The following is a 26,299-nucleotide window of genomic DNA, read 5'->3' as shown; positions in this document are numbered from 1 at the left end:
GGATTCGCAGCTTTCGCCGATCCGCAGCCCGGCACGGGAGGAAATCCGCACCGTGGAGCGGTCGCGGCCGGGCTCGTGGCGGGGCAGGCTCGGGAACGCAGGAGGTTGTACCCCGCAGCGTTCCGAGGAGTCCCGTGATCGACCATCAGGTACGTGTCCATCCGAGCGCCGACCGGCTGCCGCGCGAGGAACAGCTCGCCTGGAGGCTGGCGACCGTCGCCACCGGCACCCAGGACGCCCCGGACCTCGATCCGGACGCGGCGGCGATGGCGGCCGACCGGGTCGTCGACAACGCCGCGGTGGCCATGGCCTCGCTGCGCCGCCGCCCGGTGGCCGTGGCCCGCGCCCAGGCCAGGCCGCATCCGGGCGCGCCGGGTGCCGCGGTCTTCGGGGCGGGCGGTCTGCGGGTCTCGCCCGAGTGGGCGGCCTGGGCGAACGGCACCGCCGTACGGGAGCTGGACTTTCACGACACGTTCCTGGCCGCGGACTACGCGCACCCCGGCGACAGCGTCCCGCCGCTGCTGGCCGTCGCCCAGCACACCGGGCGGAGCGGCGCCGACCTGCTGCGCGGCATCATCGCCGCGTACGAGGTGCACGTCGCCCTGGTGCGGGGCATCTGCCTGCACCGGCACCGGGTCGACCATGTCGCCCATCTGAGCGCGGCGCAGGCGTGCGGCCTCGGGGCGCTGCTGCGGCTGCCGACGGAGGTGGTGTACCAGGCCGTGCAGCAGTCCGTGCACACGACGACCGCGACGCGGCAGTCGCGTAAGGGCGAGATCTCCAGCTGGAAGGCGTTCGCCCCGGCCTTCGCCGGGAAGGCCGCGATCGAGGCGGTGGACCGGGCGATGCGCGGCGAGGGTTCGCCGTCGCCCGTCTACGAGGGCGAGGACGGGTTCCTGGCGTGGATGCTGGACGGCCCGGAGGCCGCGTACACGGTCGGCCTGCCGGAGCCCGGTGAGGCACGGCGCGCGATTCTCGACACGTATACGAAGGAGCACTCCGCCGAGTACCAGGCGCAGGCCGTCATCGACCTGGCGCGGCGGCTGCGGGGGCGGACCGGGCCGCTGGAGAAGGTGCGCGGGATCGTGCTGCACACCAGTCACCACACGCATCAGGTGATCGGTTCGGGCTCCGGTGATCCACAGAAGTACGACCCGCGTGCCGGCCGCGAGACGCTGGACCACTCGGTGCCGTACATCTTCGCGGTGGCGCTGGAGGACGGCGGCTGGCACCACGAGCGCTCGTACGCGCCCGAGCGTGCGGCGCGGCCGGAGACGGTGGAGCTGTGGCGGAAGATCAGCACCGTCGAGGACCCGGAGTGGACACGGCGCTATCACGATCCGGACCCGGAGCGGCGCGCGTTCGGCGGCCGGGCCGTGGTGAAGCTGGCCGACGGCACGGTGATCGAGGACGAGCTGGCGGTGGCCGACGCGCACCCCGCCGGGGCGCGGCCCTTCGGGCGGGACGGTTACACGGCCAAGTTCCGCACCCTGGCCGAGGGCTTCGTGACGGGCGAGGCGCAGGATCGTTTCCTGGCAGCGGCACACGGGCTGCCCGCGCTGGACGGGCCCGGCCTGGACGGCCTCTTCCCCGCCGTCGACGCCGACGCCCTCGCCGCGTACGACGCCTCGCTCCCGAAGGGCCTGTTCTGATGCTGCACACCCGCACCACGGCGGCCCGGCGCCGCCGCGACCTGCGCGAGAAGCTCGCCTCCGGGCGGCTGCTGCGGATGCCGGGGGCGCTCAACCCGCTGTCCGCCAAGCTCATCGAGGAGACCGGCTTCGACGCGTGCTATCTGTCCGGCGCGGTCCTCGCCGCCGACTTGGGACTGCCCGACATCGGGCTGACCACGTCCACCGAACTGGCCTCCCGCGCGCAGCAGTACACACGGGTGACCGGCCTGCCCGTCCTGATCGACGCGGACACCGGCTTCGGCGAGCCGATGAACGCCGCGCGGACCGTCCAGCTGCTGGAGGACGCCGGCCTGTCCGGGCTGCACCTGGAGGACCAGGTCAACCCCAAGCGGTGCGGCCACCTGGACGGCAAGACGGTGGTGGAGCGCGAGGAGATGGTGCGCCGGGTGCGGGCCGCCGCCGACGCGCGCCGCGACCCGGACTTCCTGCTCATGGCGCGTACGGACGCGCGCGCCGTGGAGGGGCTGGACGCGGCGGTCGACCGGGCACGCGCGTACGTGGACGCCGGGGCCGACGCGATCTTCCCGGAAGCGCTGTGCGATGAGGCGGAGTTCGCCGCGTTCCGGGCAGCTGTGGACGTGCCCCTGCTGGCCAACATGACCGAGTTCGGCAAGAGCCCGCTGCTGAGCGCCGCCACCCTGGAACGGCTCGGCTACAACATCGCCCTGTACCCCGTCACCCTGCTGCGCCTGGCCATGGGCGCCGTCGAGGACGGCCTGCGCACCCTCGCCGCCGACGGCACCCAAGAGGCGCTGCTGCCGCGTATGCAGACCCGCTCCCGCCTGTACGAACTCCTCGGTTACGAGCAGTACGCGGCCTTCGACTCGGCCGTCCACGACTTCACGCTCCCGCCCGGCGACTGACCCCGGAGGCTCCCATGACCACCACCCCGCCGGAGATCCACCGCGGCCTGGCCGGTGTCGTCGTCGACACCACCGCCGTCTCCACGGTGATCCCCGAGACCAACTCCCTGACCTACCGGGGCTACCCGGTGCAGGAGCTGGCCGCCCGCCGCTCCTTCGAGGAGGTCGCGTACCTGCTCTGGTACGGCGACCTGCCCGACGCCATGGAACTGCGCGCGTTCCAGGCCCGCGAACGGGCCCTGCGGCCGCTGGACCGCACCACCGGCGACCTGCTCGCGCGGCTGCCGGAGAGCTGCCACCCGATGGACGTGCTGCGCACCGCCGTCAGCTTCTTCGGCGCCGAGGACCCGGCCGAGGACGACGGCAGCACGGCCGCCAACCGCGCGAAGTCCCTCGCGCTGCTGGCGAAGCTGCCGGTGGTGGTCGCCGCCGGCCACCGCAGGCGGCGCGGTCTCGCGCCGGTGCGCCCCGAGCCCGGGCTGGGCTTCGCGGAGAACTTCTTCCACATGTGCTTCGGGCGCGTCCCGGAGCCCGAGGTGGTCCGCTGTTTCGAGATTTCGCTGATCCTGTACGCGGAACACAGCTTCAACGCCTCGACGTTCACCGCGCGCGTCGTCACGTCCACCCTCTCCGACCTCTACAGCGCGGTGACCGCCGCCATCGGCGCGCTCAAGGGGCCGCTGCACGGCGGCGCCAACGAGGCGGTGATGCACATGCTGGCGGAGATCGGCGCCCCGGAGCGCGCCGACGCGTGGCTGGCGGCGGCCCTGGCGGAGCGACGCAAGATCATGGGTTTCGGGCACCGCGTCTACAAGCACGGCGACTCCCGTGTCCCGGTGATGCAGGAGGCCACCGACCGGCTCGTGGCCCTGAGCGATGCCCCCGAAGCGGGCCGGCTGGCCGCGCTGCACACGGCGCTGCGCGAAGCGGTGCTGCGCCGCAAGGGCATCCACCCGAACCTGGACTACCCGGCGGGCCTCGCCTACCACCTGATGGGCTTCGACGTCCCCGCCTTCACGCCGATCTTCGTCATGAGCCGCGTCACCGGCTGGACCGCCCACATCACCGAACAGCTCGCCCACAACGCGCTGATCCGGCCGCTGGGCGCGTACAACGGGCCGGGGCAGCGGGCGGTGCCCGAGCCCGCCTGACGGCCCTCTCACCCTCACCGCTCCCGGTACAGCTCCTTGGCGATGATCGACCGCTGGACCTCCGTCGCGCCCTCGTAGATACGCGGCGCGCGGACCTCGCGGTAGAGGTGTTCCAGGAGGTGGCCGCGGCGCAGGGCGCGGGCGCCGTGGAGCTGGACGGCCGTGTCCACGGCTTGCTGCGCGGTTTCGGTGGCCAGGAGTTTGGCCATGGCGGAGCGTTTGGCGATGTCGGGAGCGTCACTGTCGTAGGCGGCCGCGGCCGCGTAGACCAGGAGGCGGGCGGCCTCGATACGGGTGGCGGTCTCGGCGAGCTGGTGGGATACGGACTGGAGGTCCTTGAGCGGGCCGCCGAACGCGGTGCGGTTCGCGGTGTGGGTGAGGGCGGCGTCCAGCGCTGCCTGGGCCATGCCGACGGCGAAGGCGCCGACGCTGGGCCGGAAGAGGTTCAGGGTGCGCATCGCGACACCGAAGCCGCGGTCCACCTCGCCCACCACGTCGTCGCGGGTGACCGGAACGCCGTCGAAGGCCAGGGTGCCGATCGGGTGCGGGCTGAGCATGTCCAGCGGGGTGCCGGACAGTCCGGGGCGGTCGGCGGGGACGAGGAAGGCGGTGATGCCCCGGGCTCCGGCGCCGCCGCCGGTGCGGGCGAAGACGGTGGCGAAGTCGGCCTCGGGCGCGTTGGAGATCCAGCATTTCTCGCCGGTGAGCCGCCAGCGGCCGGAGTCCGGCGGGCCGTCCGGCTCGGCGGTGAGGGTGAGCGCGGCGGCGTCGGAGCCCGCGTCCGGCTCGCTCAGCGCGAAGGCCGCCACCGCGCGGCCCGCGACCACCTCGGGGAGCCAGCGCTCGCGCTGTGCGGCCGTGCCGGACTGGACGACCGGGTACGTGCCCAGACCTTGGAGCGCGAGCGCGGTCTCCGCCTCGGTCGATTCCTGGGCCAGTGATTCGCGCAGCAGGCACAGGTCGAGGGCGCGTACAGGGCCTTCAGCGGGGAACATCCGGCGCAGCAGGCCGAGTTCACCGAGCGCGGCCACGAGGGGCCGGTTCACCCGGCCGTCCTCCCCTTGTTCCGCCAGCGGGCGCAGCCGTTCGGCGGCCAGCGCGCGCAGTTCGGCACACCACTTCCGTTCCTCGGGTCCCAGCGCGAATGCGGTCACGGGGCGGCTCCCTCGTCTCGGGCCCGGGGCGGCCGGGCGGTTCGCTCGGGTCGGTGCGGTGCGGCGCCGCCGGCTTTCCCGGTACGGTCCGCGCCGCCGGACCGTATCGCGCTCTGTTGACTGCCGTCACCAACACGTTACGCTGACGACGGGTCGGCACGGCAGTACCCGGACGGTTTCCACGGCACTCCCCCACCGGGTTCCGCGCAGGTCCGAGCAGGTTCCGAGCGTCCCCGCCGTCGTCCGCAAGGGGGCAGACCGGCATGGCAGCACGGCCTTCGGCACACATCGACACCTTCGCCCGCGACCACCTACCGCCCGCCGCGCAGTGGCCGCGCCTCACCGACCTCGGCTACCCCGGCACCCTCAACTGCGGCGCCGAACTCCTCGACGCCACGATCGAGCGGCTGGGCGCCGGCCGCCCGGCGTTCCTGGACGCGTCCGGCGCGGTCTGGACGTACGGGGAGCTGCGCGAGCGCGTGGACCGCATCGCGCACGTCCTCACCAACGACCTCGGCGTGCTCCCCGGCAACCGCGTCCTGCTGCGCGGCCCCACCACACCGCTGCTGGCCGCCTGCTGGCTGGCGGTGATGAAGGCGGGCGCGGTGGCCGTGACCGTACTGGCCGCGCAGCGCCCGCACGAACTGGCCACCATCTGCGGTCTGGCCCGGGTGGAACACGCGCTGTGTGACGTGCGGGTGGTCGACGACCTCGCGGCGGCCGGTGTGCCGGGGCTGCGGATCACCCCGTACGGCGGGGACGGGCCGGAGGACCTGCTGCGGCTCGCCGGGCGGCGGACGGGCCCGTACGAGGCGGTGCCGACCGCGTCCGACGACGTCGCGCTGATCGCCTTCACCTCGGGCACCACCGGGCAGCCCAAGGGCTGTATGCACTTCCACCGCGATGTGCTGGCCATCGCCGACACCTTCTCCGCACAGGTGCTGCGGCCCACGCCGGACGACGTGTTCGCGGGGAGTCCGCCGCTCGGCTTCACCTTCGGGCTCGGCGGGCTGGTCATCTTCCCGCTGCGGGCCGGCGCCTCGGCGTACCTGGCCGACTGGGGCGGGCCCGGGCAACTGCTGCGGAATGTCGCGCGGCACCGCGTGTCCGTGCTGTTCACCGCGCCGACCGCCTACCGGGTGATGCTGCCGAAGCTGGACGGGTACGACGTCTCCTCGCTGCGCCGCTGCGTCTCGGCCGGCGAGAACCTGCCCGCCGCGACATGGCGGGCGTGGGAGAAGGCGACCGGGCTGCGCATCATCAACGGCATCGGCGCGACGGAGCTGCTGCACATCTTCATATCCGCCGCCGACGAGCAGGTCCGGCCGGGGACGACGGGGCTGCCGGTGCCGGGGTTCGAGGCGCGGGTGGTCGACGCGGCGGGCCGGCCGGTGCCGGACGGGACGCCGGGGCTGCTGGCGGTGCGCGGCCCGACGGGCTGCCGCTATCTGGCGGACGAGCGGCAGCGGGAGTACGTACGCGACGGCTGGAACGTCACCGGCGACACCTATGTGCGGGACGCGGAGGGCTACTTCAGCTATGTGGCACGCGCGGACGACATGATCATCTCGGCCGGGTACAACATCGCCGGACCCGAGGTCGAGGACGCGCTGCTGCGCCACCCCGACGTCGCCGAGGCGGCGGTCGTCGGGCGGGCCGACGCGGAGCGCGGCCAGGTCGTGGTGGCCCATCTCGTTCTGCGGTCGGGCGTGCCGCGCGGGGTGGAGACGGTGACGGCGCTGCGGGAGTTCACCAAGGCGGCCATCGCGCCGTACAAGTGCCCGCGCGAGATCGTCTTCCATGACGCGCTGCCCCGGACGCCGACGGGCAAGCTCCAGCGCTTCCGGCTGCGGGGCGGTGGCGGTACGGGCGGTGGCGGTACGGGGAGCGGCGGTACGGGGAGCGGCGGTATCGGTGACGCGGTGTGAGCGGTGGTGCGGTGTGAGCCGCGGTGTGCGCGACGCCGGACCGCCATGCCGCCGTACCGCCCTCCGATGGCTGCGGCTACGATCGCGCCCTGAGCGGGCACGGGCCGGCGGCCGCCCGCGCGCGCCCCTGCGTCCAGGGGCCGCGTACCGGAGCACGACAAGGCGGGAAACGACCACGTGAGCGACCAGTACGCGCATGGCACGCCGGGTTCCCTGATCGTCACCTTCTACGGTGCGTACGGGCGTGGCCCGCAGGGCGGCCCGGGCGGTACGCCGGGCCCGGTGCCGGTCGCCGCGCTGATCAGGCTGCTCGGGGTGGTCGGCGTCGACCCGCCGTCGGTGCGCTCGGCGGTCTCCCGCCTCAAGCGCCGCGGTCTGCTCGTCGCCGCCCGTACGGAGTCGGGGGCCGCCGCGTACGGGCTCTCGGACGCGGCGCACCAGCTGCTGGACGACGGTGACCGGCGGATCTACGGCCGGCCGGCCCCCCGCCCGTCGGACGGCTGGGTCCTGGCCGTCTTCTCGGTGCCCGAGCAGGAGCGCCACAAGCGGCACCTGCTGCGTTCCCGGCTGGCCCGCCTCGGTTTCGGCACGGCCGCGCCCGGGGTGTGGATCGCCCCCGCCCACCTGTACGACGAGACCCGCCACACCCTCGACCGGCTGCAACTCTCCTCGTACGTGGACCTGTTCAGGGGCGCGCACGCAGGTTTCGAGGCGACCGCCGCCGCGGTGGCGCGCTGGTGGGATCTGGAGACCCTCGCCGGCCGGCACCGCGCCTTCCTGAAAACCCATGAACCGGTCCTGCGCCAGTGGTCGAACCGCCGGCCCGTGCCCCCCGAGGCGGCGTACCGCGACTACCTTCTGGCTCTCGACGCCTGGCGCCGCCTCCCCTACGCGGATCCCGGTCTGCCCTCTCCCCTCCTGCCCGAGGACTGGCCGGGCGGCCACGCGGCGGACGTCTTCGGCCGGCTGCACGCCCGGCTGCGGGCGGCGGGCGCGCGGTTCGTGCGGGCCGCGGTCGACGGGGCGGGCCCGGCGGCGGCCACCGCCTGACACCGGCGCGCGCGGTCAGCGTCTCCTCGGGTGGGCCGCGGCGGCGGCCATCGGCCGCGGCCGGGCGGCGGCGATGGTGGAGACGACCTCCTTGAACGAACCGCACATACGGGTTCCGGCCACCGCCGCCAACTCGCCGAAGCTGCCCACGCCGTAGGTGACGGCGACCGGTTCCATGCGGGCCGTGACCGCCATCCGCATGTCGCCGACCGTGTCACCGACGTAGGCGCTCTCGGAGGGCGCCACCCCGAGGTCGGCGGCGGCCCGCAGCACCATCTCGGGGTGCGGCTTGCCGCGCCGGACCATGTCCTGGCTGATGACGGGTCCCAGCAGGTCGCGGATGCCCAGCACGTCGAGCAGGGCCTCGGCGCCGCGGGTGCCCTTGGAGGTCGCCACGGCCAGCTCGATGCCGTGGGCGCGCAGTGCGGACAGCCCGGCGGCCACACCGGGGAAGAGTAATCTCGGCCCCTCGCGCAGCACTTCGTACGCGAACAGTTCACGGTAGCGGCCGATGGCGGCCGCCACCGCGTCGTGGTCCTCCGGCATGCCGAGCAGCTTGCCGAAGGCCGGGCCGGGCGGCTTGCCGATCGCGGCGGCGGCCTGCCGGGGCGTGACCGAACGCCCCTGTTCGCAGGCGACCTTGACCAGCAGCCTGCTGATGGCCGGCAGGGTGTTGGCGAGGGTTCCGTCGAGATCGAAGACGGCGGCCCTGATGGTCTCGCCGGCCGCGGCCCGCGCGGCGCCCCCGGGACGTGGCACGGCTCCCGCTGAATCACGCATTGCTCGACACCTTCCGATTTCCTGTGGGCCTTGTGCTTCTGTGGATCCGGTCGCCGTCCTCACGGACGGCGCCGGACGCGGGAAGACGTGCCGGCGGTGTCCGGCCCGGAAGCGGCGGACACGCCGTGGCACACCGGTGTCCGAAAACGGCGTGCCGGCGCCGGAGCGGCGACTTCCGGGAGAGGTCCCTCCCCTGTCTCGCCTTCGCCAGATTTAAAAACCGTCTGCGCTGTTTGTCAATGCACCCTGCGGCGCTCCACCCGGCACGAGCCAACGGTCCATGTCGCCACGGGGAAACCGGAACTGAGGGGGCGTAAGACAAACAGCAAACACGTCCACCTCATACACACCACTAATTAACTTCAGTAACACCAGCCACTACACAGGTCAGTTTTCGAACCGCATGGTTGGTTTAGTATGTAGAATGCGCTGCGCTCACAGCCGGACTAGTGACAGGACGGACTACTGTGCCGACGCAGCATCGAGCGATACAAAGCCGCCAGGCTCTCCTCCGATCGGCCGCCGAGGCCTTCACCGAGAAGGGCGTGCCCGCGGCGGGCATGGTCGACATCAGCCGGCGCGCCCGACTGAGCAAGGGAGCCCTCTACTTCCACTTCACCTCCAAGGAAGACCTCACCTTCGCGGTACGGAACGAGGCCCTCGGCGCGCTGCGGACCCTGGAGGACGAGCTGATCCGGACGCCACAGCCGGCCCCCGCCGCCGTACGGGACTTCGCGGTCCGGCTGCTCGGCCGGGTGGACGCCGATGTCGTCGTACGGGCCGGACTGCAACTGCGCCCCGAAACCGCGCCGGGCATCGCCGAACCCGAACTGGAACAGCGCTGGTTCGCCCTCTTCCTGGAGAAGACCACGGCCGACCTGGCGGCCGGGACTCTGCCGCCCGGCGACGACCCCCGGCGCTCCGCCCGGCTGCTGACCGCGCTCGTCGTCGGCCTGCTGCACCTGGGCCAGGAGAACCGGACGTGGTGGGACGAGGACGTCGTCACGGATCTCTGGGCGCAGTTGCTGCCCGCCACGGCGGCCGACGGCGGGACCACCGGGCCGGACGGGACAGAGACGGCGGGCCGGGAGGAAGCGGCCGGCGCGCGGGAGGCCGTGACGGCGGCGGAGGAGATCGCGGCGGCCGGACCCGTACCGGAACCGGCCCACTGACCGGACCGCGGCCGGTGCGGAGCCGCGATGCCTACGCCGGGCCACCCCCCACGCGCGCCCCTCTCCCTGCTCGGCCCCTGCTCGGCCCGGCGGCCGCCCACCCGTTCAGGCCCGCCGCCCGCTCACACCTCGACCAGCACCGTCCCCGTATGACGCCCTCGCACCAGGTCGCACAGAGCGCGCGGCGCCTGGCCGAGGCCCTGGAGCCGACTGTGGGCGAAGACCAGCGACCCGTCCCGCAGGCCCCGCCCGAACTCCGCCGTCCACTCCTCGGCCAGATCACGGTGGTCGACCAGCGAGAAGCCTCGCATCGCGACTCTGCGCGTCACCAGGAGCATGGAGTCCAGCTCGACCGGCGCCGCCATGCCCGTGCCGCCGCCCAACTGCCCGGAGAGCGCGCCCACCAGCGCGAACCGGGCACCGGTACGGGCCACGGCCAGTGCCGCGCGCAGCTGCTCGCCGCCGACGAGGTCCAGCAGGACGTCGATACCGTCCGGCGCCGCACGGCGCAGCTGCTCCTCGACCGGGCCCGCCCCGCGAAGCACCACCTCGTCGTAACCGAGCGCCTCCCGCAGGTACGGGATCTTGTCCGCGGACCCGGTGCTGCCGATGACGCGGGCCGCGCCCAGCCGCTTGGCGAGCAGCCCCGCCACGCTGCCGACGCCGCCCGCCGCACCTGTCACGAACACGGTGTCACCCGGCCCGGCCTCCGCGACACGGGTCAGCGCTCCCCACGCGGTCGCCCCCTGCGACAGGTGCGCGGCGGGGTCGGGCAGTATCCCCGGCTCGACGCGCTGGGCCTGCGCTTCCTCCACTGCCGCGAACTCCCGCCAGCCGTACGGATGCAGTACCAGGTCCCCCGGCGCGAACACGTCACCGGACGCCTGCACGACCTCGCCGACGGCCATTCCCCACAGCGCCTCCCCCGGCACGAAGGACGGCATCGGGAGTTCGGCGTCGGTCATCATCGAGCACATCGCCGCCGTCACGGTCATGACGCGGTTGCGTACGAGCAGCCGTCCCGGCCCGGCGGCGGGTGCCGCCACCTCGGCGAGCGAGAAGTGTTCCGGTCCGAGGGGCCCGCGGAGGCGTTCGGCGAGGTGTACCTCCCGGTGGGTGGCGGGAATATCCGGCGTGGAGGACGCGGAAGGCGCGGACGATTCCGGCGCGGTGTGCGGCGCGGCCAAGACGAGGCTCCTTCGAGGTCGGTGAATTCGGGCAGGTCCGGGCGGAAGGCCGCCGTCCAACGCGGGTTTCAATACCGCATGGTTGGCTTTTTTCAGGTGCCGAAAATAGACTGACGGACCGGACTCACAGGGTTCTCCCCGGCCCGGCACCCCCCTTGAGAGCATACGGAGGACGATCGGTGGTCAAGCAGGAACGCGCGGTGCGCACTCGACGGGCCGTCCTCGAAGCAGCGGCCCAGGTCATCGGCACCCGCGGGTACGAAGCGGCCACGATGGCGGAGATCATCCAGCGGGCCGGCGTGACGAAGGGCGCCCTGTACTTCCACTTCGCCTCCAAGGACGCCCTCGCCCGCGCCGTCATCGCCGAACAGACCGAGCCCTTCGTTCCGCAGGTCACCGAATCCCGGCTGCAGGACGCCATCGACTTCACCCACCAGGTGGCGGTGGCGCTGCGGGACGACCCGCTGCTCCAGGCCGGCACCCGTATCGCCGTCGAGACCACGTTCACCGACGATCCGCTGGTTCCGTACCAGGCCTGGATCGACATCGTCACGACGATGTTCGCCGACGCCAAGGAGAACGGCGAACTGCTGGCGTCGATCGCGCCGGAGCGGGCGGCGGAGTTCTTCGTCTCCGCCTACATGGGGGTGCAGCTCTTCTCGCACGCCGCCTCCAACCGCCTCGACCTGCCCGAACGCGTCACGGCACTGTGGAAGCACATCCTCCCCGGCCTGGCCTCGCCGGGCGCGATGAGCCATCTCGACCCGCACGGCCGCTCGGTGCGGACCGCGGCCTGACCACACCGCCGCGCCCGCGGCGCGGCCGGCCCGCCGAACACCCCCTCCCGGCACACCGTTTCCGCCCGGCCCCCACAAGAAAGCCGGTGGAAGCACTAGAAAACAAACCATCCGGTTTGTATCTTGGCACGCGTCGGTCCGCCACCGAGGCTCACGTTGTCCGAGCGAAGTGAGCCGCCACATGGGAGGGAACCCGCATGGCCAGCGCCACGCTCACCGCGCCGTCCACCGCAGCAGACCGCCGTCCGCTCGCCGGGCGGGAGCACAGCAGCCTCTCGGACCTGCCGCCGCTGACGACGACCGTGCCCCGGCAGTACGTACACCGCACGGCCGTGGCCGAGGTGTTCCTGACCGACTGGCGGCGCGCGGGGACCGACTCCTGGGTGGTGAGCGCCCAGTGGCCGCGGGCGCACAGTTTCTACAGCCCCGTCGTCGGCCTGCACGACCCGATGCTCCTGGTGGAGACGATGCGGCAGGCCAGCATTCTGCTGAGCCACGTGGCACACGGCGTGCCCCTCGATCACCCGATCATCTGGCAGGACCTGCACTACTCCCTGGACCCCGAGGCGTTACGCGTCACCGGTTCGCCCGCCGAGATCACCCTGCACATCACCGACCACGACCTGCTGTACCGCGGCAGGCGGCTGGCCAGCGCGCGGCAGTCGTACCGCGTCCTGTGCGACGGCACCGAACTGGCCGCCGCCGAACTGCACTTCTCCTGCCACAGCCCCGCGGTCTACCGCCGGCTGCGCGGTGAATACAGCGATCTGCAACGGGCCAACGCCCGCAAGCTGGCCCTGGCGGAGCCGGTCGCCCCGCACCTGGTGGCGCGCGACCGCACCGGCGACGTGGTCCTCTCCCCCACCGGGCACGCCAACCGCTGGCAGCTACGGGTGAACACCGCGCACCCGGTGCTCTTCGACCACCCCGTGGACCACACCCCGGGCATGCTGATGGTGGAGGCCGCCCGGCAGGCCGCGCATGCCGCCGCGGGTCCCGGCTTCTCCCTGCCCGCCGACTTGGCGTGCTCCTTCCACCGCTACGGCGAACTGGACGCCCCGTGCTGGGTCGAGGCGACCCCGGCCGGACGCGACGGGCGCGACCGTCTTCTCCTCGACATCGACATCCGGCAGAACGGACAGTCCGTCTTCACCGCCCGGGCGGCGAGCCAGTCCATCCGCTGAACCGCCGCGCCGGCGCAGTGCTGTCACGGCCCGGCCGTCAGCCCAGCCTCAACCGTGGCTTGGGCGCGTCCGTCCGCCCGGTGGGCGGGGTGCGGCTGCCGGCGCGGTACGGCAGCGGCCACGGTGCGCCCGGGCCCGAGTAGCCCTGTTCGGCTGCCGCGTGCAGGGTCCAGTGCGGGTCGTACAGGTGCGGCCGGGCCAGCGCGCACAGGTCGGTACGGCCCGCGAGAATCAGGGAGTTGACGTCGTCCCAGGACGAGACGGCGCCCACCGCGATCACCGGGACGCCCAGGCGGTTGCGGATGCGGTCGGCGAACGGGGTCTGGTACGAGCGTCCGTAGTCGGGGCGTTCATCGGGCACGACCTGGCCGGTCGAGACGTCGATGGCGGCGGCGCCGTGCGCGGCGAAGGTGCGGGCGATCTCCACCGAGTCCTCGGCGGTGGTACCGCCCTCGGCCCAGTCGGTGGCGGAGATCCGTACCGTCATGGGCCGGTCGGCCGGCCAGACGGCGCGTACCGCGTCGAAGACCTCCAGCGGGAAGCGCAGCCGGGCGACGAGGTCGCCGCCGTACGCGTCGGTGCGCCGGTTGGTGAGCGGGGAGAGGAAGCCGGAGAGCAGGTAGCCGTGGGCGCAGTGCAGTTCGAGGAGGTCGAAACCGGCCCGGGCGGCCGAGCGGGCCGAGCGCACGAACTGCTCGCGGATTGCGGAGAGTTCGGGCTCGGTCAAGGCGTGCGGTATCTGGTTGACGCCGGGGCGGTACGGCAGCGCGGAGGGCGCCACGAGCGGCCAGTTGCCGTCGGGCAGCGGCTGGTCGATGCCGTCCCACATGAGGCGGGTGGAACCCTTGCGTCCGGAGTGGCCGAGTTGAACGCCGATGGCGGTACCGGGTGACTGCGCGTGCACGAAGTCGGTGACGCGGCGCCAGGCCGTCTCGTGCTCCGGTGCGTACAGGCCGGTGCAGCCGGGGGTGATGCGGCCCTCGGGGCTGACGCAGACCATTTCGGTCATCACCAGTCCGGCGCCGCCCAGCGCGCGGGCGCCGAGGTGGACAAGGTGGAAGTCGCCCGGCGTGCCGTCGCCGTCGGCGCTGTACATGTCCATCGGGGAGACCACGACGCGGTTGCGCAGGGTCAGGCCGCCCAGTCGGAAGGGGGTGAACATGGGCGGCGTGCCGTCCGGGACGCCGGCCTCCTCCTCGACCGCCGCGACGAAGCCGGGGTCGCGCAGCCGCAGGTTGTCGTGGGTGACGCGGCGGCTGCGGGTGAGCAGGTTGAAGGCGAACCGACGGGGCGGCTGGCCGACGTACTCCGCCAGTTCCTCGAACCAGGCGAGGCTGGCGCGGGCGGCCCGCTGGGTGGAGGCGACGACCGGCTGCCGTTCGGCTTCGTACGCGGCCAGCGCGTCGGGCAGCTCGGGGTGTTCCTCCAGGCAGGCGGCCAGCGCGAGGGCGTCCTCGACGGCCAGTTTGGTGCCGGAGCCGATGGAGAAGTGGGCGGTGTGCGCGGCGTCGCCGAGCAGGACCGTATTGCCGTGCGACCAGCGGTCGTTGACGACGGTGCGGAACGCGATCCAGGCGGAGTTGTTGGAGCGCAGCGGGCGGCCGCTCAGCGCGTCGGCGAAGACCTTGGCGCACCACTCGGCGGACTCCCGCTCGTCGCACCGGTCCAGACCGGCCCGGCGCCAGACCTCCTCGCGCATCTCGACGATGACCGTGCCGGCACCGTCCGGGTCCGCCGCGCCGGGCTCGGGGCGGGCGTACGGGTAGCCGTGCAGCTGGACGACGCCGTGCTCGGTCTCGGCGTTCTCGAAGCGGAACGCGTCGAAGGCGAAGTCGGCGGCGAGCCAGATGTAGCGGCAGCGGTGGGTGGTGACGCGCGGGCCGAAGGCCTCGGCGTGTGCGGCGCGGGTGAGGCTGTGCACGCCGTCCGCCGCGATCACCAGGTCGTGTGTGGCGGCGAGTTCGGCGGCGGGCGGGGCCGGGGTACGGAAGTTCAGCCGTACGCCGAGGGAGCGGCAGCGCTCGTGCAGGATGCGCAGCAGCGTACGGCGGCCGAGGGCGGCGAAGCCGTGCCCGCCGGAGGTCAGGGTGTGCCCGCGGTGCACGATGTCGATGTCGTCCCAGCGCACGAACTCGCGCTGGAGCGCGCGGTACACCTGCGGGTCGGCGTGCTCGATGCCGCCCAGGGTCTCGTCGGACAGCACGACGCCGAAGCCGAAGGTGTCGTCGGGGGCGTTGCGCTCCCAGACGGTGATGTCACGGTCCGGGTCCAGGCGCTTGAGGAGGGCAGCGGCGTACAGGCCGCCCGGGCCGCCCCCGATGACGGCCACCTTGCGGGCGCCCACCCTTATTTCCCCTGCCACTTCGGGGGCCGCTTCTCGGTGAAGGCGGCGTGGAACTCGGCGTAGTCGGCGCTGTTCATCAGCAGCGCCTGGGTGGCGGCGTCCATCTCGACGGCGGCGCCCAGCGGCATGTCCAGTTCGGCGGTGAGCAGTGCCTTGGTCTGGGCGTGGGCGAGTGCGGGCCCTTCGGCGAGCCGCCGGGCGAGGACCCGGGCCGCGGTGTCCGCACGGCCTTCCTCGGCCAGTTCGCTGAGCAGGCCGATGCGTTCGGCCTCGGTGGCGCGTACCGGTTCGCCGAGCATCAGCAGCCGGGTCGCGTGGCCGAGGCCGACCACGCGCGGCAGCAGGTAGGCGGCGCCCATGTCGCCGCCGGAGAGGCCGACCTTGGTGAAGAGGAAGGCGAAGCGGGCGGAGGGGTCGGCGACGCGGAAGTCGGCGGCCAGGGCGAGCACGGCGCCGGCGCCCGCGGCGACGCCGTGCACCGCGGCGATCACGGGGAACGGGCACTCCCGCACGGCCCGTACGACCTGGCCGGTCATCCGGTTGAAGTCCAGCAGTTGTGCGGTGTCCATGGCGAGCGTGGCGCCGATGATCTCCTCGACGTCGCCGCCGGAGCAGAATCCGCGGCCTTCGCCGCCGAGGACGAGGGCGCGTGCCGACCGCTCTCTGGACAGCTCGGCGAGCAGGTCCCGCAGATCGGCGTACGCCTCGAAGGTCAGCGCGTTGAGTCTGTCCGGGCGCGCGAGGGTGACGGTGACGATGCCGTCTTCCCTGGTCACGCGGATGTGCTGCCATGCGTCGGTGGTACGGGCGGAACCTGTGAACGGGCTCATCGGGCAACTGCCCCCTTCAGCCGGACGGCTGGTGCAGACACGCAATCGCGGTTCGAAGTTATCACCGTTGCGTGACTGTCGTCACGAGTGCGCGATATCCGGCCGGTGCTGGTCCAGAGGTTTCGACGGCCCGTCGACGGCACCGGACACGAGGGAGCGCGGGGACGGTGGCGGTGACCCGGCGGTACGGCGGCTTCGCGCGCGTACGCCGCTGCGCAAGGATGCGTGAGGAGATCGTCCGGCCACCGCGGACAAAAAGAAAAGGCAGGAGGACAACCCACTCCTTGCCACTACTAACATATAGCGCACCGGGGGCCTTGCCGCAAGGCCCCCATCGTGGCGCACAATCACCGGCCTAAGGCAGAAATTCTGCGGAAATGGTGGTTGTGTTGATCGACGTGATCGTTGCCGGTGGCGGGCCGACCGGGCTGATGCTCGCCTGCGAGCTGCGGCTGGCCGGGGTACGCGTGGTCGTTCTGGAGCGGGAACCGGAGCCCACCAAGGTCGTCCGCGCACTCGGCCTGCACGTACGCAGCCTTGAGGTGATGGCCCAGCGCGGCCTGCTGGACCGCTTCCTCACCCTCGGCACGCGGTACGAGGTCGGTGGTTTCTTCGCGGGCATCAGCAAGGCGTGGCCCGACCGGATGGACACCGCCCACGGGTACGTCCTCGGCATCCCGCAGACCGTCACCGAGCGCCTGCTGACCGACCGCGCCACCGAGCTGGGCGTCGAGATCCGGCGCGGCCGCGAACTGGCCGGGCTGAGCCAGGACGAGGACGGGGTGACCGTCGAGCTGGCGGACCGTACGCAGCTGCGCTCGCGCTACCTCGTCGGCTGCGACGGCGGCCGCAGCACGGTGCGCAAGCTGCTGGGCATCGGCTTCCCCGGCGAGCCCACCAGGGTGGAGACGCTGCTGGGCGAGATGCGGCTGACCGCGTCGCCGGAGACGCTGGGCGAGGTGATGGCCGAAGTCCGCAAGACCCAGCTCCGGTTCGGCGCCGGGCCCCTCGGTGACGGGTGGTACCGCGTCGTCGTACCCGCCGAAGGGGTGACCGAGGACCGCTCGGTGCCGCCGTCCTTCAAGGAGTTCAAGCGGCAGCTGCGGGCCGTCGCGGGCACCGACTTCGGCGTGCACGAGCCGCGCTGGCTGTCCCGGTTCGGCGACGCCACCCGGCAGGCCGAGCGCTACCGGGCCGGCCGGGTGCTGCTGGCCGGCGACGCGGCGCACATCCACCCGCCGACCGGCGGGCAGGGGCTCAACCTCGGCGTGCAGGACGCGTTCAACCTGGGCTGGAAGCTGGCCGCCGCGGTCAACGGCTGGGCGCCGGAGGGGCTGCTGGACAGCTACGAGGCCGAGCGGCATCCGGTGGCCACCGACGTGCTGGACAACACCCGCGCGCAGATGCTGCTGATGTCCACCGAGCCGGGTCCCCAGTCGGTGCGCCGGCTGGTGGCGGAGCTGATGGACTTCGAGGAGGTGAACCGGTACCTGATCGAGAAGATCACTGCGGTCGCGGTCCGGTACGACTTCGGCGCGGGCCACGCGCTGCTCGGCCGGCGGCTGCGGGACGTACAGCTGAAGCGGGGCCGCCTCTACGAGCTGATGCACGACGGCCGCGGGCTGCTGCTCGACCAGACCGGCCGGCTCTCGGTGCCGGGCTGGGAGGGCCGGGTCGACCACGTCGTCGACGTCAGCGAGGAGCTGGACGTACCCGCTGTGCTGCTGCGGCCGGACGGCCATGTCGCGTGGGCCGGTGAGGACCAGCAGGAGCTGCTGGCCCATCTGCCGCGGTGGTTCGGCGCCGCCGTCAGCTGAGCGTGCCGGGGCGGTTCGCGGCGGCCGGGTCCCGGCCGTCGCCCGCCGCTTCCGTACCGCTCCGGCCCAGCCGCGAGTTCCGCCGCCCGTACAGCGCGTAGACGAGCGCGCCGGCCGCCAGGAACGCGGCGAACTGCAGCCAGGTCGCCGGGCCGGTCCCGTAGATCAGGTAGCCGCAGAAGGCGATGCCGAGCAGCGGGCTGACCGGGAAGAGCGGCACCCGGAAGCGGCGCTGCAGGCCGGGGCGGGTGCGGCGGAGCACCATGACGCTGACGTTGACCACTGCCATCACGGCCAGCGTGCCGATGGTCGTGAGGTTCATGACGACGTCCAGCGGGACCACGGCGGCCGGGACGGCGAAGACCACGGCGACGATCCAGGTGCCCGCCACCGGGGTGGAGGTCTTCGGCGAGATCCGCTCGAAGACCCGGGGGACGAGCCCGTCGCGGGACATCGACATCAGGATGCGGGTCTGCCCGTACATGACGGCCAGGACGACGGAGGCGATGGCGACGACCGCGCCGAAGGCGATGACGCCGCCGCCGACGGCGGAGTGGGTGACCTGGTTGACGACGAGCGAGAGCGCGGCGGGCTTGTCGCCCACCTCGTCGGCGGAGAGCGCGCCGATGGCGGAGAGCGCGACCACGCAGTACAGGACGGTGACCAGGCCGATGCAGATCATGATCGCGGTGGGGATGTTCCGGCGCGGGTTCTTCACCTCTTCGCCCGCCGTGGTGATCGCGTCGAAGCCGATGTAGGAGAAGAAGGCGACCGATGCGCCGGAGGTGATGCCGGCGATGCCTTCCGGTGCGAACGGCGTGAGGTTGCCGTCCTGGAAGGCGGTGAAGGCGATGGCGCAGAACAGGACCAGGACCGCCAGCTTCAGCACGGCCATCGCGGCGGTCGCGCGGGCGCTCTCCCGGATGCCGCGCACCAGCAGCACCGCCGCCAGCAGCATCACCACGACGGCCGGGACGTTGACGATGCCGCCGTCGCCGGGCGGGCTGGACAGGGCGGCGGGCAGCTGCCACCCGACGAGGCTGTTGAGCAGCTCGTTCAGGTACTGCCCCCAGCCGACCGCGACCGCCGAGACCGAGACGCCGTACTCCAGCAGCAGGCACCAGCCGACGAGGAAGGCGGTGCGCTCGCCGAGCGTGGCGTACGCGTAGGAGTAGGAGCTGCCGGACACCGGGATCGCGCCGCCCAGCTCCGCGAAGGAGAAGGCGGTGAAGACGCAGGTGACGGCGGCGAGCACGAAGGAGACGAGGACGGCGGGGCCGGACTGCGCGACGGTGTCGGACAGGCCGACGAAGATGCCGGTGCCGACGATGGCGCCGATGCCGAAGCACACGAGCTGGAAGAGCCCCATGGTGCGCTTGAGGCCGTGGCCTTCGAGATCCGCGCCGGATTCGGCGACGAGGACGTCGGGGGACTTGATGCGCAGTCCGGACGGACCTGACGGAGGCATGGGGGTGGTTCTCATCTCTGGTGGTGCGTGGTGCGGCGCGCGGCGGGGTGGGCCGCGCGCGGAGCGGGGCCGAGGCCGGTGGGCCCGGACCCGTGCATCGGTTCGGTGTCGATGGTAGCCCTTACGCCTGCATGATCGCTCATGGGGTCGTATAGCCATGCAATCCGGGCGTACGGCACCGCGCGGCACCGGGCCGCGCGGGTACGGAGACGGAGACGGGTACGGGTGCGGGGACGACCTCAGGCCAGGGTGGCGACCAGCACCGCCTTGATGGTGTGCAACCGGTTCTCCGCCTCGTCGAAGACGACGGAGTGCGCGGACTCGAAGACCTCGTCGGTGACCTCCAGGGAGGTCAGACCGTGCCGCTCGAAGATGTCCTGCCCGACGGCGGTGCCCAGGTCGTGGAAGGCGGGCAGGCAGTGCAGGAACTTCACGTCCGGGTTGCCGGTGGCGCGCAGCACGTCCATCGTGACGGCGTAGCCGCCGAGCAGCGCGATCCGCTCGTCCCAGACCTCCTTGGGCTCCCCCATCGAGACCCATACGTCGGTCGCGACGAAGTCCGCGCCGCGCACCCCCTCGGCCACGTCGGCGGTGAGCGTGACGCGGGCGCCGCTGTGCGCGGCCAGTTCCTTGGCCCGGGTGACGACCTCCTCGTCCGGCCAGAGGCCCTGGGGCGCGACGATGCGTACGTCCATGCCGAGCAGCGCGCCGGTGATCAGGTAGGAGTTGCCCATGTTGTAGCGGGCGTCGCCGAGGTAGGCGAGGGTGATCCCCGTCAGCGGCCGGCCGGGCGCGTGCTCCTTGATCGTCAGCACGTCGGCGAGCATCTGGGTCGGGTGCCACTCGTCGGTCAGCCCGTTGAAGACCGGGACACCGGCGTACGCGGCCAGCTCCTCGACGATGGTCTGGGAGCTGCCCCGGTACTCGATGCCGTCGTACATCCGGCCGAGGACCCGGGCGGTGTCCTTCACCGACTCCTTGTGCCCGATCTGCGATCCGGCCGGGTCGAGGTAGGTGGTCGAGGCGCCCTGGTCCGCCGCGGCGACCTCGAAGGCGCAGCGGGTGCGGGTGGAGGTCTTCTCGAAGATCAGGGCGATGTTGCGGCCCCGCAGGCGCGCGACCTCCTGGCCGGCGCGCTTGGCGGCCTTCAGCTCGGCGGCCAGGTCGACGAGGTCGTGGAACTCCTCGGCGCCGAAGTCCAGCTCCTTGAGGAAGTGGCGGCCCTTGAGGTCGATCGCCATGGGTGGGCTCCTAGGTCGCGGCAGACGGAACGATTGGAAGTGTATACGAGAGTCCGTATCTCTATACGGGTAGGTCGCCAGCCACGGCCTCGCACGACGCCCGCCCCTTCCCCTACATTCCCCTGCCGCCGGGGCTCCTCCCCTACACCGGGTCGCGTTCGACCGGGCAGCTCATGCAGCGCGGGCCGCCCCGGCCGCGCCCCAGCTCGCTGCCCGGAATGGTAATGACCTCGACGCCGCGCTTGCGCAGGAAGGTGTTGGTGGTGACGTTGCGCTCGTACGCCACCACCACGCCCGGCTCGACGGCCAGCACGTTGCACCCGTCGTCCCACTGCTCGCGCTCGGCCGCGTGCACGTCCTGCGTCGCCGTCAGCACCCGGATGTCGTCCAGGCCCAGCGCCGCCGCCATGGCGCGGTGCATGTGCTCCGGCGGGTGGTCGGTGACCTTCAGCTCCTGGTCGCCGGCGCCCGGCTCGATCGTGTACGAGCGCAGCATGCCCAGCCCCGCGTACTGCGTGAACGTTCCGCCGTCCACCATCGTCATCACCGTGTCCAGGTGCATGAAGGCCCGCCGCTTGGGCATGTCCAGCGCCACGATGGTCCGCGCCGACCCGGCCGCGAACAGACCGCGCGCCAGCATCTCCACGGCCTGCGGCGTGGTCCGCTCGCTCATCCCGATCAGTACCGCGCCGTTGCCGAGCACCAGCACGTCGCCGCCCTCGATGGTCGAGGGGTAGGCCGCCTGCCCCTCCGACCAGACGTTGAAGCCGCCGCCCCGGAACAGCTTGTGGTGCCGGTAGATCGCCTCGTAGTGCACCGTCTCACGCTGCCGGGCCGGCCAGCGCATGGCGTTGATCGACACCCCGTCGTAGACCCACGCCGAGGTGTCGCGGGTGAACAGGTGGTTGGGCAGCGGGCGCAGCACGAAGTCGTCGAGGTCCATCACATGGAAGCGGACCGAGGTCGGCTCCGGGTGCGCCGCCAGGTACTCCCGCTTGGTCATCCCGCCGACCAGCGCCTCCACCAGCTCCGGGACGGCCATCGAGTCGAAGACGGCCCGCAGGTGGTCGGTGGCCAGCGGGCCGTACTCCTTCTCGTGGAAGACCCGATCCAGTACGAGCGTCCGGGCCTCGGGGACCTGGAGGGTCTCGGTCAGCAGGTCCCCGAACAGGTGCACCTCGACGCCCCGGTCCCGGAGGATGTCCGCGAAGGCGTCGTGCTCGGCGCGCGCCCGGCGCACCCACAGCACGTCGTCGAAGAGCAGGGCGTCCTTGTTGGTCGGGGTGAGTCGCTTCAGCTCCAGATCGGGGCGGTGCAGGATGACGCGGCGCAGCCGCCCGGCCTCGGAGTCGACATGGAATCCCATGCCCCCCATCTTCGCCGCTCGAAGCCCACGGCGGAGGACCACGGACCGGCCGCGACACGGCGTTTCCGCTTCCGCGCGGCGTCCGGGGGGCGGCCTTCGCTACGAGCCCGCCAGGGCGAGGACGGTAATCAGGATCACGGCGACGGCTATCACCACGATGAGCGCGCCGACCCAGACCCGGCCGGCCGGTTCCCCGCCGCGGTCCGGCCGGCTGTCCGGCGGGCGGCCGTCACGGGAGCGCCGGCCCCCGAGCCAGGACGTGCGTCCGCCTCCCCGGCCGGCGATCCGGTGTCCGCGCGGCTCCTCCGCCGCCGGCGGCCGGACCGCGGCGCCGAACAGCGCCTTCCACCCGGCGTCACCGAAGCCGGTGGGGCGGCCGTCCTCAAGCAGCTGCGACAGCACCGCGCGGCCCCGCCCGGCGTGCCCGCACCACAGGCCGGGCAGGGCCTGCCGCAACAGGCCGGGGACACTGCCCTGTTCGCAGTACGGGCGTACCAGGTCGTCGTACAGGCGCACGGCGGTCTTCACCCGCATCCGGCCGTCCGGCCCGGTGACCGGGTCCTCGCCGTGGTCCCGGCCGTCCAGACCGAGGAACAGATGGGCCATGAGGAGCCGTTCGCAGAGCGCCCGGGCTTCGGACAGAGGGCGGTCGGGGGCGCGGTGGACGAGGACGCGGGCCACCCGGTCGGCCTGGGCCGCGGGGAGGCCGTCTTCGAGCACTTCCAGGAGCACGGCGTCCGCGCTGTCGTGCAGGTAGTCATCGGCGGCGCCGTCGCTGCGGCGCAGCGCTTCGCCCAGTTGCCTGGCGTCCACACCACGGACGAAGCCGGTGCCGGCCCGGACGGCCTGCGAGGCGGGCGGCGCGGAGTCCCGGCCACGGCCGGCGGTGCCCGGCGAACTCCTGGCAGGCTGCTCCTGGTCCTGCCGCATGTTGTCGAACACGGGGTTGTCGTGCACCGGGCTGTCGTGCACCGCTACGCCGCGCGCCGGGTTGTCGTGCGCCTCACTGTCGTACACCGGACTGTCGTACCGCGCCTCCCGGGCCCGCTCGTACGACGGCTCACGCGGCGCTTCGCGGGGATCGGCCGCCCGGTCCGTACGGGTACGCCGATGTCCCCCGGCGTGGCTGAGCCACTTCAGTGCCTCGTGCACCAGGCGCACGCGCTCGTCGAGGCGTTCCTCCTCGAAGATGTGCCGCTCGGCCAGCGCGCGGCGCGTCTCCTGCAGCGCCTCGGGGTCGTGGCGGGTGTCCAGGTAGTGCTCGGCCAGCAGCGCGGCGGCCTCCCCGGCCTGGTCGTCGTGGTCCGGCACACCGTCGCCCCGGCCGTCACCACCGGGCGCGGCACGCCCCGGGCGGGCCGGGTCGAGGCGGGTCAGCTGCTGGTCCCGGGTGGCCGACTTGGGCCAGCTCGGGACGAAGACGTACCGGAACGGCCAGCCGTCCCGGGTGTCGTGGGTGGCGAAGGACCAGCCGGGCAGCGCCCGGCCGGCCAGGTTGCACAGCCCCCACAGGACGTGCACCGGCCCGTCACCACCCGTGTGGTCGAGGACCGAGAGCCGCTGCCGCGGTGCGCGCAGCCGCTCGGCGAGCACTGCGGCCAGCTCGCCGGCGAACCGCCCGGTCCGCTCGGTGAGCACCGGTGCCGCGCCGTCGGCGGCGTCCCGCAGCGTCTGGGCCGGTACGCAGTCCAGGGTCCGGCCCTCGGCCTCCCGCAGGTTGATGCCGCTGCCCTCCCAGCGCCAGGTGTGCAGGCCCAGGCACCGGGCGGGGGTCAGCACGGACGCGCTGCCCAGCAGGGCGTGCGAGCAGGTGCTGGGGCGGCCGCCGCGGTCCTGGTCGGGGATGCGGCGGATCAGCAGGACCGAGCTTCCGTGCCCGCGCTCGCCCCGCAGCTCCACCCGGACCAGGCTCTCGCGCGCCTCGCCGGGCACGCTCAGCAGCGAGGCGACCTTGCGGTAGATGGGCTCCAGCCCCTCCCGGTTGCCCGACCAGGCGACCGGGCCCACGCCCGCGCCGCCGACGGCGTGGTCCGCGTCCCAGCGGAAGACGATCTGGTGCACCGGCGCGTCGGTCCCGCTCACAGTCCCACCTCCTGGGGATCGGCTCCCGGCAGGAGCCCGCACATCGCGAAGACCGACAGCAGCGGGGAGAGCACCCGCCTCGGCCGTACGCCCTGGGGAAAGCCGCCCGCGTCCTCCTGGCCGCCGGTGGCCGACGCGAAGTGCAGGGTGCACCGCGCGCAGTCGCTGAACGGTTTGAGCCAGGCGGGCCCGCCGTGGTGCCGCAGGAAGGCGTACACGTCGCGGCTCTCCTCGCGCAGGGCCCGGGCCGTCGGCCGGGCGCTCTCGGGGGCGGTCAGCCAGCGCGCCACGGCCGGCTCGAACCGGATCAGGTCGCTCTTGCCGACGACGACCGCGGCGGCCGCGTCCACGTACGGCCCGTCGCGCGGCACCCGGTCCAGCACCGTGCCGAACGAGCGGTCGCCGAGGTCGTCGGTGCGCTGCTTGGTGCGTTCGCGTACGGCGTCCAGGTAGGGCAGCGGCAGCGCGCGCAGCGGGTCGACGACGAAGATGAACGCGCTGACGGCGGCGAGGAACCGGGTCACCCGGCCGGTGCGTTCCAGGTCCTCGCCCGACAGGTCGAAGAAGACCACCGGCCGGGTCGTGCCGCCCCGGCTGACGAGCAGACCGTCGGCGAACTCGGCGAACTCCGTCTGCTCGGTGTGCGCCAGCATCTCGCCGGCCCGCAGCTTCAGCACCCGGTCGTTGAGGTAGGAACGGTGCGAATCGGTGTGCAGCGGGGTGGCCTTGAGGCCGTGGACGTCCAGCGCCCCCCGCTCCACCTCGCCGATCATCGAGGCGAGCAGATGGGTCTTGCCGGCGCGGGAACTGCCGACCATCGCCACCGTCAGCGGTTCACCGTTGGTGAGGTAGGGCGCGGGCAGGTAGTGCTCGGGCATCCCCGCCGTGTTGCCGCACACCTGGAACGCCTCGCGCAGGGCGTCCTGGCGGCGCAGCGGATTGTGCTCGCCCGTGAGGTCGAGCCGGACGAAGGTGCTGGTCTCGTCGCGTACGTACAGCCGGTCCTCGTCGAAGGAGATCGGGTCGAGGCAGTACGGGCACACCACCGGCCGGGGGCCGGGCGGCATCGGGTACGTGCTCACCGGCGGCCTCCCGTGCCCGTGCGGCCGGCACTGAACAGGGAACGCAGCCCGCGGCCCGGCACCCGGCCGGACCCGGGGTCCGCCGCCGGGTCGCCGTCCAGCCCCAGCTCCGTTCTCTTGCGCGCCAGTTCCTCGTCGAAGGCGCGGCGCCCCGGCTCCAGGGGGTCGGCCGGAAGGGGGCGCCCTTGGAGCGGGTCCTGCCGGTTGAGCATCCGCAGCACCTCGACGGGGTGGCCGCGGTCCGCCGCCCTGGGGGCGTAGGCGGTGGACAGCACGCCGAGCGCGGGCAGCCGCGCCAGGTCGCGCGGCGGCCCGTCCGGCTCCCCTTCGCGGCCGGTGACCAGGTGGTACATCACCTGGGCCACGCTCCACAGGTCGTCGCGCGGGTCCGCGGTGCCGTGCCCGGCGCGCTGCTCCGGGGAGGCCCAGGGCGCCTCACCCAGCGCCTCGCGCGGGTGCCCCGTGCGGGTGGCCAGACAGGGCTCGGGCAGCCGCACGTGCCGGCCGTCCCACCGCACACTGTCCGGGGTCAGCCCGCGGTGCACCACGCCGACCGCCTCCAACAGCCGTACGGCCAGCACCAGTTCACTGCGGATACGCTCCTGTTCCTTGACCGTGGCCCGGCCCGCGAGCGCCGCCAGCGGGCGCCCGCGCGCGGGCTCGTAGAAGACGAACGGCTCCCGTACGTCCAGGTGGTAGCCGCCGAACCGGGCGAACAGCTGGTGGTACGGGGCGTCGCCGAACGCCCGGCGCACGGCGAGGCCGACGCCCACCTCCGCCTCCAGCCGGTCCCTGGCCCGGTGGTCGCCGCGCGCGGTGTGCGCGAGGCGGTACTGCATCACCCGCCAGTCCTCGCCCAGCGTCAGCGGCCTGGCGCGCAGCGCGTGCCGCTGCTGGCCCGGGGGCAGCTCGCCCCAGTACGCCGCCAGCAGCCGGGCCGGTGTGCCCTCGTCCGTGAAGAAGGCCAGCTCGGCACGGTCGCGCGCCGGGCGGCCCCCGTTGCGCGCGCCGGCGGCCCCGGGCGGCGCGTCCCCGGGCGCGGCACCGTCGTCCGGGGTGCGGTCAGGTGTCCGCAGCGTGTTCTGCCGGTCCGCCCACTCGTCCATGAC

20 protein-coding genes are annotated in these 26,299 nt (G+C 73.1%); 9 read left to right on the top strand and 11 right to left on the bottom strand.

The features are described 5' to 3' along the window. The first annotated feature begins 134 nt into the window (after positions 1-134). The 3 genes from ACZ53K_RS30350 to ACZ53K_RS30340 are packed head-to-tail and all read left to right on the top strand — an operon-like array spanning position 135 to position 3,708. The gene (locus ACZ53K_RS30350; RefSeq protein WP_468842702.1) at positions 135-1,652 is read left to right on the top strand and encodes an MmgE/PrpD family protein; all 1,518 of its coding nucleotides are present in this window, start codon (positions 135-137) and stop codon (positions 1,650-1,652) included. Beyond that, entirely contained in the window at positions 1,652-2,557 is a 906-nt protein-coding gene (gene prpB, locus ACZ53K_RS30345; RefSeq protein WP_468842700.1) for a methylisocitrate lyase, read from the top strand. The genes ACZ53K_RS30350 and prpB overlap by 1 nt, the downstream gene beginning before the upstream one ends. A 14-nt stretch (positions 2,558-2,571) precedes the next feature. Further along, a complete protein-coding gene (locus ACZ53K_RS30340) occupies positions 2,572-3,708 on the top strand; it encodes a bifunctional 2-methylcitrate synthase/citrate synthase (RefSeq protein WP_468842697.1) in 1,137 nt (378 codons plus the stop codon). A 14-nt stretch (positions 3,709-3,722) separates the two neighbouring features. On the opposite strand, the gene ACZ53K_RS30335 is transcribed toward ACZ53K_RS30340, so the two are convergent. Further along, the gene (locus ACZ53K_RS30335; RefSeq protein ID WP_468842694.1) at positions 3,723-4,862 is read right to left on the bottom strand and encodes an acyl-CoA dehydrogenase family protein; all 1,140 of its coding nucleotides are present in this window, start codon (positions 4,860-4,862) and stop codon (positions 3,723-3,725) included. Between the two features lie 263 nt (positions 4,863-5,125). On the opposite strand from ACZ53K_RS30335, the gene ACZ53K_RS30330 reads away from it, so the two are divergent. Then, the gene (locus tag ACZ53K_RS30330) at positions 5,126-6,790 is read left to right on the top strand and encodes an AMP-binding protein (protein WP_468842691.1); all 1,665 of its coding nucleotides are present in this window, start codon (positions 5,126-5,128) and stop codon (positions 6,788-6,790) included. Between the two features lie 177 nt (positions 6,791-6,967). Then, positions 6,968-7,840, top strand: coding sequence for a PaaX family transcriptional regulator (locus ACZ53K_RS30325; protein ID WP_468842689.1), 873 nt, complete (start codon positions 6,968-6,970; stop codon positions 7,838-7,840). Positions 7,841-7,855: 15 nt separating this feature from the next. Here ACZ53K_RS30325 and ACZ53K_RS30320 read toward each other — a convergent pair whose 3' ends face one another. Next, positions 7,856-8,620: an HAD family hydrolase gene (locus ACZ53K_RS30320; RefSeq protein ID WP_468842686.1), complete on the bottom strand. Its 765-nt coding sequence runs from the start codon at positions 8,618-8,620 to the stop codon at positions 7,856-7,858. 467 nt (positions 8,621-9,087) lie between these two features. On the opposite strand from ACZ53K_RS30320, the gene ACZ53K_RS30315 reads away from it, so the two are divergent. Further along, positions 9,088-9,792 (top strand): TetR family transcriptional regulator, encoded by a 705-nt coding sequence (locus ACZ53K_RS30315; RefSeq protein ID WP_468842684.1) that lies wholly within the window; start codon positions 9,088-9,090, stop codon positions 9,790-9,792. Between the two features lie 122 nt (positions 9,793-9,914). Here ACZ53K_RS30315 and ACZ53K_RS30310 read toward each other — a convergent pair whose 3' ends face one another. Further along, a complete protein-coding gene (locus ACZ53K_RS30310; RefSeq protein ID WP_468842681.1) occupies positions 9,915-10,979 on the bottom strand; it encodes an MDR family NADP-dependent oxidoreductase in 1,065 nt (354 codons plus the stop codon). A gap of 179 nt (positions 10,980-11,158) precedes the next feature. Between ACZ53K_RS30310 and ACZ53K_RS30305 the strand changes: the two genes are divergently transcribed. Then, on the top strand, positions 11,159-11,776 hold the full coding sequence (locus tag ACZ53K_RS30305; protein ID WP_468842680.1) for a ScbR family autoregulator-binding transcription factor: 618 nt from the start codon (positions 11,159-11,161) through the stop codon (positions 11,774-11,776). A 197-nt stretch (positions 11,777-11,973) separates the two neighbouring features. Beyond that, on the top strand, positions 11,974-12,960 hold the full coding sequence (locus ACZ53K_RS30300; RefSeq protein ID WP_468842679.1) for a ScbA/BarX family gamma-butyrolactone biosynthesis protein: 987 nt from the start codon (positions 11,974-11,976) through the stop codon (positions 12,958-12,960). 37 nt (positions 12,961-12,997) lie between these two features. Here ACZ53K_RS30300 and ACZ53K_RS30295 read toward each other — a convergent pair whose 3' ends face one another. Both ACZ53K_RS30295 and ACZ53K_RS30290 read right to left on the bottom strand, forming a co-directional pair. After that, entirely contained in the window at positions 12,998-15,304 is a 2,307-nt protein-coding gene (locus tag ACZ53K_RS30295) for a bifunctional salicylyl-CoA 5-hydroxylase/oxidoreductase (RefSeq protein ID WP_468842676.1), read from the bottom strand. 2 nt (positions 15,305-15,306) lie between these two features. Next, entirely contained in the window at positions 15,307-16,134 is an 828-nt protein-coding gene (locus ACZ53K_RS30290) for an enoyl-CoA hydratase family protein (protein WP_468842674.1), read from the bottom strand. Positions 16,135-16,523: 389 nt separating this feature from the next. Between ACZ53K_RS30290 and rox the strand changes: the two genes are divergently transcribed. Then, positions 16,524-17,951 carry a rifampin monooxygenase gene (gene rox / locus ACZ53K_RS30285; RefSeq protein WP_468842751.1) on the top strand — a complete coding sequence of 476 codons (1,428 nt, stop codon included), beginning with the start codon at positions 16,524-16,526 and terminating at the stop codon, positions 17,949-17,951. On the opposite strand, the gene ACZ53K_RS30280 is transcribed toward rox, so the two are convergent. The 6 genes from ACZ53K_RS30280 to ACZ53K_RS30255 form a co-directional block, all read right to left on the bottom strand. Next, the gene (locus tag ACZ53K_RS30280) at positions 17,944-19,419 is read right to left on the bottom strand and encodes an amino acid permease (protein ID WP_468842671.1); all 1,476 of its coding nucleotides are present in this window, start codon (positions 19,417-19,419) and stop codon (positions 17,944-17,946) included. The two genes, rox and ACZ53K_RS30280, sit on opposite strands and share 8 nt — an antisense overlap. A gap of 239 nt (positions 19,420-19,658) precedes the next feature. Continuing rightward, complete coding sequence (gene argF / locus ACZ53K_RS30275; protein ID WP_468842669.1) at positions 19,659-20,660, bottom strand: ornithine carbamoyltransferase; 1,002 nt, start codon at positions 20,658-20,660, stop codon at positions 19,659-19,661. Positions 20,661-20,802: 142 nt separating this feature from the next. Then, positions 20,803-22,026 carry an arginine deiminase gene (locus ACZ53K_RS30270; RefSeq protein WP_468842667.1) on the bottom strand — a complete coding sequence of 408 codons (1,224 nt, stop codon included), beginning with the start codon at positions 22,024-22,026 and terminating at the stop codon, positions 20,803-20,805. Positions 22,027-22,125: 99 nt separating this feature from the next. Then, the gene (locus ACZ53K_RS30265; protein WP_468842664.1) at positions 22,126-24,108 is read right to left on the bottom strand and encodes a DUF2254 domain-containing protein; all 1,983 of its coding nucleotides are present in this window, start codon (positions 24,106-24,108) and stop codon (positions 22,126-22,128) included. Beyond that, positions 24,105-25,190, bottom strand: a complete 1,086-nt coding sequence (locus ACZ53K_RS30260; protein ID WP_468842661.1) for a TRAFAC clade GTPase domain-containing protein — start codon at positions 25,188-25,190, stop codon at positions 24,105-24,107. The genes ACZ53K_RS30265 and ACZ53K_RS30260 overlap by 4 nt, the downstream gene beginning before the upstream one ends. Further along, positions 25,187-26,296: a protein kinase family protein gene (locus ACZ53K_RS30255; protein WP_468842658.1), complete on the bottom strand. Its 1,110-nt coding sequence runs from the start codon at positions 26,294-26,296 to the stop codon at positions 25,187-25,189. Before ACZ53K_RS30255 ends, ACZ53K_RS30260 begins: the two co-directional genes overlap by 4 nt. Positions 26,297-26,299: the final 3 nt, after the last annotated feature.

The organism is Streptomyces sp. NPDC033221, assembly GCF_055577005.1.
The sequence above is the reverse complement of the archived record's forward strand: the minus strand, read 5'-3'. Positions and strand labels throughout refer to the sequence as shown.